This is a genomic window from Paenibacillus sp. 01L418 (assembly GCF_056400045.1).
In genome coordinates, this window is the sequence record NZ_JBFTSN010000320.1 from 1 (window position 1) to 7,588 (window position 7,588).

8 protein-coding genes are annotated in these 7,588 nt (G+C 41.5%); all 8 read right to left on the reverse strand.

Annotated features, from left to right (window positions below):
* A partial coding sequence (locus AC1DSE_RS26175; RefSeq protein WP_477528424.1) for a hypothetical protein occupies positions 1–546 on the reverse strand: 546 nt, incomplete at its 3' end.
* Positions 547–589: 43 nt separating this feature from the next.
* Complete coding sequence (locus AC1DSE_RS26180) at positions 590–1,186, reverse strand: thioredoxin domain-containing protein (RefSeq protein ID WP_430060237.1); 597 nt, start codon at positions 1,184–1,186, stop codon at positions 590–592.
* Between the two features lie 16 nt (positions 1,187–1,202).
* Entirely contained in the window at positions 1,203–1,721 is a 519-nt protein-coding gene (locus AC1DSE_RS26185) for a MauE/DoxX family redox-associated membrane protein (protein WP_477509119.1), read from the reverse strand.
* Positions 1,722–2,103: 382 nt separating this feature from the next.
* A complete protein-coding gene (locus tag AC1DSE_RS26190; protein WP_477508890.1) occupies positions 2,104–3,420 on the reverse strand; it encodes an ABC transporter substrate-binding protein in 1,317 nt (438 codons plus the stop codon).
* A 209-nt stretch (positions 3,421–3,629) separates the two neighbouring features.
* A complete protein-coding gene (locus AC1DSE_RS26195; RefSeq protein WP_477508891.1) occupies positions 3,630–3,863 on the reverse strand; it encodes a hypothetical protein in 234 nt (77 codons plus the stop codon).
* Between the two features lie 439 nt (positions 3,864–4,302).
* Entirely contained in the window at positions 4,303–4,797 is a 495-nt protein-coding gene (locus tag AC1DSE_RS26200) for a GNAT family N-acetyltransferase (RefSeq protein ID WP_441880462.1), read from the reverse strand.
* A 29-nt stretch (positions 4,798–4,826) separates the two neighbouring features.
* Positions 4,827–6,644, reverse strand: coding sequence for an ABC transporter ATP-binding protein (locus tag AC1DSE_RS26205; RefSeq protein ID WP_477508892.1), 1,818 nt, complete (start codon positions 6,642–6,644; stop codon positions 4,827–4,829).
* A partial coding sequence (locus AC1DSE_RS26210) for an ATP-binding cassette domain-containing protein (protein WP_477528425.1) occupies positions 6,641–7,588 on the reverse strand: 948 nt, incomplete at its 5' end. The genes AC1DSE_RS26205 and AC1DSE_RS26210, both read right to left, overlap by 4 nt.

A 7,588-nucleotide genomic window follows, 5' to 3' on the forward strand; every position in this document is an offset into this window, starting at 1 on the left:
CAATCCAAGCGATTCAAAAGCTTGCTTATTATAGTAGACAACCATTGGATTGATCTTGCTCTTAATGCCCAGCACGTAGCCGTCATTGGAGGAGATCACATATTCGCTAACGCCTGTTTCATTCATATTCAGCGGTTCAATTGCGCCGCGCCGATACAACTCTAGCATCTGATTAGGCGCAAGTTCGAAGATATCCGGTACATCCTGTGCCCTCTGCGTTACTGTATACAAGTCGGCTGGCTTTGTAGTTTTTATCCAAATCGGCACAGAATTAGAGCCTTGTGTCAAATTATAATCATTTATCCAACGTATCGTAATGTTCGTATTGGGATTGAGATCTCCAAATCGTTCGATTTTCCGCGCTAGCCGATGGTGCTCCACTCCGTAAAACGAGCCGTTAATGGAGACAAGCTGGATGGTCAGCGTGTCTTTCGACTTGGGTTCCTCACTGTTCCGTGCTGCTTCTTCAGCTGTTGTTGTCGACACGCAGCTGGATAATAAAGTGATGAAGAGCAATGCTACATTTATCATCATTGTGTATTTCACGACAGGGCTCCCACGATGTAAAAGTAATCTGTCAGATAACCGATTAGACTTGCTGCTCTGCATTAGATCTTTGCCGATAAAAGGCTAGTCTGCTTTTCTTCGACTGCTTCGGAGCCCACGTAAGGAGAAGGTCAAATTGCTCTTCATTCGTAATCAATCCTTTGGATGTGACTTTACCATCCGGAGATAGCAAATAGCCGAATGGGAAACGATCGGTCTTAATTGCTTTCAAACTTTCCTCGTTCTCCAGTTGAACAATCGGCACCATCAGGCTGTAGTTATGACCGATTGCCTTAACCTCTTGCAAATCACCATACATCATTGAGATAAACTCGTATTGATCGTTTTTGTTCTGCATGAAAGGATTGATCAGTGGATATAACGTCGTGCATGTGCCGCAGGTCGGAGAGGTGACCAATATAATTTTCTTTTTTCCTGAATCATTATGAACCGCAGCTTGTCCGCCAGTGATCGTCTGAAAGTGTGTTACTGGAAATTTCTCCCCTAGCGGCGCACCGAAATCGGAGTACAACAGTTCTTTTAGCTTGAAAGGCATATAGACCTTATTGCGCAACCGCAGCACACTGACCGCTAACATTATGACTAATAACCATAGAACAGCATTCGCAATGGATTGCATGTTATCCAACTCCCCCTTACTTGGAACCATCACTTGCTAAAGTACCGAATGCCGCGTACGGCATTAAGCTGTAAACCAGAAGCACACCGATCGAACCAACTCCAGCATAATAGATATCTTCGATTGGATACTCCGCCCATACAGTTGTTGTTCCGGTTGATAAGAGATATAGGGTAATGACAAGTAACAGGACAACCCGTAGTACCGTATTCCAACCGAACGACTCTGGATTAATATTGCCGAAGCAATTACAGGCCACTTTCAGCTGGCGTTTATATGCCCGGTAGATAGACCACACAAAGCAGCCTAGTAAAAACAAGACTATTAAATACGCGAGATACTGAGTCCCCGAAAATATAAGAAGGATCGAAACAGATAATTCTAGCAGTACAACAACAGCTGCACTCGGTAAAACAAGTCGACGGCTGATTTCTAATTGTTCAATCGTCTTCTTAAAATCTGCGAAACTGATTAGTTTTCCGAATCCAGACAACAAAAAGGTAATCAGTAACAGGAACTGCAAAAAGGGACCCATCACTTTATGATCCTCCTATTCCAACATGAAATATAATGAGAAAACACGGCATAAAGCCGTGTTTTCTCATTATTGTAAGCATGTAGTCCACTGATTTTAAAGGTTGCAGCAACCCGACGAAGTCTGGGATAGAATGACACCATCACATACGTAATTCACCAGTTGAACCCCCAGTTTAGAAGAACCTCCGCAGGAACTCGCCAGACAGCCCCCAGATTGATATCCACACATATAATCACCTCCGTTTCTATTTTTTTACCAAGACCAGTCCTTGGAGAGTACAGACTACAGAATCAACAAAACTCTCGGACTCACAATCATTTTAGCATTTATGGAATAATTTATAATACATGTCTAATTATTGGTTTTTTACTTAAAAACATTATTTGTCTCTCGCATCGCTATCCAGTTGATCCGCATACTGTTTTAGCATATCTCTAATTGACTGCCCGTCCCTGATCGCAAGCAGTGGTTTTGGCAAAAATAATTGTATCGCGTCATAAAAACCGATTTCGGCTACCTCATGCGTATTAAGTATTGCTGGAACGGACCTTTTCATAGCCTTTATAATTATCAATTTCCGTGCAGCGTCCACTGGCTCCTTCAAGGTTCTTGTAGCGGTCTGAAGTGTATGCGAAGCAATGTCCGTATACAATGAATCTCGGTCTTCTGATAGATACCGAATTAACTGCATAGCCAATTCTTTATGTTCAGATTTCGAGGTTAGGGATAATCCCGATATTAAAGCCGGATTATGACCGTTCGTTCCTACAGGTAACGCTGCCACTCCGATTTGGTTATTCTCTTGCGCAATCTCCTCATAGCTGTTTTTCATAGATATATTAAACCCATACGCATATTCTATCGCTAGCGCGATTTTACCATCGACCAAATCGTAAGGCATAGGGGGACGTAAATCAGTTAAGGACATCGAGGCATATTCCATTTTCGTTCCGATAGTCATAATCCACTTGGCAGCTTTAATTGCATTATCACTATCGATATAACCGGTGAATGACCTGCCGTCTACTCCGACAACACGTCCACCGTACAGTCCCGTTGCCCACTCCAGTGTAAATGGCGATAGAGGAATATAGAGCGTCTCTCCCGCAGCCTTCAGCTTGACGATCGCATCGTTCAACATATCGATATCCCATTTTTCCGAAGGAACTTCAATCCCCAAGGTAGAAAAAATATCTTTATTGTAGTAAAGAATCATCGGGTTAATCTTGCTTTTCATACCCAGAACATATCCGTCATTAGTCGCAATCGCATAATCGTCTAGATCCGATTCGTTCAAATTTAACGGCTCGATAACTCCCATCCGATACAATTCTCGCATCTGGTAGGGCACCAGTTCAACGATATCCGGAACGTTATTAGAGTCCTCATACAGCTCAGAAGGTACCTCAATTGGAGTCCAAGGTGCAAACAAAACTGGAGATTTGCTATACGGATTATTATAAGACTGAACCCACTCGATCTTAATTTCCACATTCGAATGCATATCGGCAAAACGCTGGATCTTCTGAGGGAGCGAATCCCCGCTATAACGACCAACCAGCTTAATTGTTAGCTGCTGTTTCTCCCCGACTCGAGCAGACGTATCGTTATTCTTGAGTGTATGCGATGACGACATACAACTCGATAACATCATAACGAACATTAGCAGTATCCCCAGTTTTCTGATGTTTGACATGAACATATTTCTCCTCTACGCCTTTACTTCACATGACAATGTAATGCCAGATGCTAATCTCGAGAGCCAAATTCAATATCTAATTCTTTCGCATATTGCTAACGCCTCTCTCCCATTCTGTCCATTCACGATCACTTGAAGAGACTTGGTGCTGCTAAACCATATTTCTTGTTCAATATTCGACTTTCCTCCAACATTCACGGGTTCATCTAATTGATCGTAATTTGTACATTCGGATACTTTTCGCGGAAACGGTCGATTTTTTGCTTCAACGGATTATCCTCGTTTGACGAAGCCATCGGGACCCAGGAAACAAGCTGTATGATCAATGATTGACTTTTCTCAATCTCAACTGGCACTGCCTCTTCTGTTACAATTGTCGTACAGCCGGATATGAAGACCGTTTTTAGCAGTAAGATTGCAAATAACCTTTTGAATTTCATGACGCTTATCCTCCTTTTGCTTGTTCGTCAATGTATACGAAATATTTTCTTCATAAAAAAGTGTAACGTTTACATGTTTTGTAAACAACCTTTTGTTCAATGGTTTCTATACCTGTTAGATGATGGGATTTTCCACACAAGAGCATGGGTCAGATACTCATTTCATCGCACTAAAAAACAAACAAGCAGCCGACATGGTCGACTGCTTGTTTGGTCTATACATTGCCACTATTCGGTTACGAATATGACTTTCTAATCGTCCCACGTAGCGAACCCACTTTGTTCAAGACCTACTCCTTATGGGTCATCCATGCAGCTACAGGACCAACCAATGAAGCCGGCATCAAGATCAGCCTCGGTACAATCTCGAATGGAAACTATGAGACTCTCCTCCTCGTATTTTCAATTATTTCAGGTTCCTTCAGATAACATTCTTGCTTTAAAAACTCCGTAAATATGGTGTTTTAGGTAGAACAAACTCAGCATATACCTCACCAGAAGGGTGGGTATTTCCTGTTTCAACAAATCCTAATGAGGCATATAAATTTTTCGCAATTATGTTTTCGGGGTTATAGGTAACTTCAACGACCCTCGCTTCACCATGAGGAGATGTCTTAGACAATTCTACAGCTTTTTCCATGGCTTCCTTCCCATACCCTTTGCCTTGATATCGCCCATCAATCATGATTTTAAAAACGCCATAGCTGCTGTATTCGAAATTCCCATTTCCATCGTCATAATACATCATGATAAAGCCGACCATAGTCTCATCTTTATAAATAGCAAATGTAATAATGACCTGCCCCTCTTTTGATGCGATATATGCTTCTGCGAGTGCATGTTGATTAGAGGAGATAAAGCGTTTCTGTTCCTCTGCAACTTTCAGCTCAATACATTCAATAAAGTTGTCCCACGTTATTTCTTTAAATTCCACTATCCAAGCCACCCCACAATCATTATTTTTCAAGCTCCTACAACCACGCGGTAACGTGAAGCCTGAAGGTTAAACATTTGAGCATACTTCCCGTCCATTCTCATAAGTTCTTCGTGTGAGCCTTGCTCAATGATTTGACCATTTTCCATCATGAGTATGCGATCCGCCATTCTGGTCGTCGATAAGCGGTGTGAAATAAAAATGATGGGTCGATCTTCTGCCTTCTCCAGCATCACTTGATTCAAATGATATTCGCTCATTGGATCCAAGGCGCTGGAAGGCTCGTCTAATAGGATGAGAAGAGTCGGCTTGGCGAACACTCTTGCAATCGCTACCTTCTGCGCCTCTCCACCAGATAGCTCTATCCCGGCGTCGTCAAACTCCTTGGTAATGGAGGTATCGGTCCCCAATCGCAAGGTCTGCAGCTTATTGCCAAAATCACTTTTCTCCAGCGCTTCTCTTACCAGAAATGAATCGCCGGATGAAAACTGATTCATGACGACATTTTGGGAAAGCGTAGCAGCGAACAATTGATGATCCTGAAACACTGAGCTAATCTTCATACGGTAATCATCCAGCTTGAACTGATCGATTTGTATCCCATTTAAACGAATTTCTCCCGAGCTTGGATCGTATAGACGCATGATCAGCTTCGTCAATGTCGTTTTTCCGGCACCATTGTAACCAACGATTGCAATTTTCTCACCTGGCCTAATGCTGAAATTAACATTATGAAGAATACGCGGCCCGGATGGACCATATTGGAACGATAACTCTTTTAGCATTAATCCAGTAAACTTATCCGGCACAGGCAGTGGATCTTCAACTTCCTTCAGAGCGTTCTTTTGCTCCAGGAAACTTCTTAACTTCTCGATGTACAAGCTGTTTTCTTGCATTTCACTGATGAGCGTCGTCATATATTGCATGTTGCCTTTTAGACGCCATGATGAATTCAACAGTGTAACCGCGCTGCCAAAGCTTAACGTTCCTTTCACTAACGTCATAAAGACAACATAAGTCACGTACAGGCCGCTCAAAATCAACTCATTGAAGAAATACTCTGAGGTGAAGTTTAACCAAAACTGCTTTTTTGAACGTTTTTTAACAATCCCGTGCATTTCTTTATGCGTATCGGAGAAATCTCTAAAAAATTTCTCCTTGATGGAATAAAGTCTTAATTCCTTCGCGTAATCAGCCAAGTAAAACAATCGTTTCAGATAGATTCGTTTACGATCCTTTTCGTTAAGCTCCATTCTCATTTTGTACCTGATTTTATTGGAGATCATGCTGACAATCAGAGTTAGAATGAAGGACGCGAGCACAAATAGCAAACCAAGCTTGTCAACAAACAAGAAAAAGCTTATAGAGGTTATAATAACCGTGACGGATCGGCACAATTTTCTAATGTTGTTTATCGTAGCATCAATTCGATTATGGGCATCATTGGCGCTCCACACATAATCATTATAATAAACAGGATCATCATAGTTGGCCAAATCGGTGCTAATCGCTTTTTCGTAGAGATCCATCCTTATTTTTTGATACAGCAATTCTTTTCCTTTCGGTTCAACGCTTTGAAAATAGATGCTGTCCAGCACAAAACAAATTGCGATAAACAAAATTGTAAGTCCGATATATAAAGCAACGGTAGAGAAGGAAGTTCCATATTGAACGCTGTCGAATACAAACTTAATCAAAATGACATGCTCAATAAAAATTTCGATTTCCTGCAAGCATGCATACAAGCATGTAAAGATGATATAGTTGCGGGAATGGCGCAGCCCGTATTTCATAATAAACCAATTATTTTTAAGGACCCTAGTAAAGCTATGCTTATTGGGCTTCATGCAGATTCACCACCCCTGCCAACTCTTCTTTTCTTGAGTGCATCTATGACGAGCTTGCGGTCTGCTTCGGAAACCAAATCACGCATAAGCACATTCTCTGCAATCGTCATCGAAAAAATCTTGAAATCCTGAAATATGGTTCCATACATTGAGCGGTATGACAGGAGATCAAACTCTTTAATATTTTGGCCATTCCATAATATTTCGCCGTCAGTAGGATCGTACAATCGCATCATGAGCTTGATTAGCGTTGATTTGCCGGCGCCATTATGGCCGACTAAAGCAATTTTCTCGTTCTTATTAACTTCTATCGTAATATCGCGAATAGCAGCCTCAGCTGCCCCATCATAAGTAAAGTTAATATGCCTAAATGTTAATTTCTGAATTGGCGGCGCAATTGCTTTAACTGGACCGGCATGCTCCTCGATTTCGGAAACGTAGCTTAAAAAGGTTTTTAAATTTTCAATGTAAATGCCGTTTTTATTAATTTCTACAAAACTATCAGACAATCGGATGAGCGACCACGCACCGCCGACCATTGCGCTTCCCAGAACGATAAAGGAACTGATAGAAATCGACTGCTTGACAATAGCCAAATAAGCTCCATACAACAGAACCCCTTGGAATATTAGTGTAAAGGTTGTAAATATCTTGAAAAAGGAAACAACTCCTGCTTTGACTCGATACTTATGAACGACCGAAATGGCACCGTCATACCCTTCTATATAGGTGTTTCTCAGAACTGAAAATATGCGGGACAGACGGATTTCCTTGGCAAAGTGGGATAAATAGATGACACGGTTGACATAATCCATTTTTCGTTGGTAGGGTACCCGTTCATTATTTTGCTGAAACTGAATTCGGTTAAGCTTTTTTCCAAAATAAAAATTTCCGAAAATAGGCAATAAAGCAAACCATACCACCCATGGGTCAATGGCGTACAT

What these genes read in the sequence shown, in the direction of transcription:
- AC1DSE_RS26180 (WP_430060237.1), bottom strand. Translation starts at nt 1,186, where the DNA reads ATGCAATCCATTGCGAATGCTGTTCTATGGTTATTAGTCATAATGTTA.
- AC1DSE_RS26185 (WP_477509119.1), bottom strand. Translation starts at nt 1,721, where the DNA reads ATGGGTCCCTTTTTGCAGTTCCTGTTACTGATTACCTTTTTGTTGTCT.
- AC1DSE_RS26190 (WP_477508890.1), bottom strand. Translation starts at nt 3,420, where the DNA reads ATGTCAAACATCAGAAAACTGGGGATACTGCTAATGTTCGTTATGATG.
- AC1DSE_RS26195 (WP_477508891.1), bottom strand. Translation starts at nt 3,863, where the DNA reads ATGAAATTCAAAAGGTTATTTGCAATCTTACTGCTAAAAACGGTCTTC.
- AC1DSE_RS26205 (WP_477508892.1), bottom strand. Translation starts at nt 6,644, where the DNA reads ATGAAGCCCAATAAGCATAGCTTTACTAGGGTCCTTAAAAATAATTGG.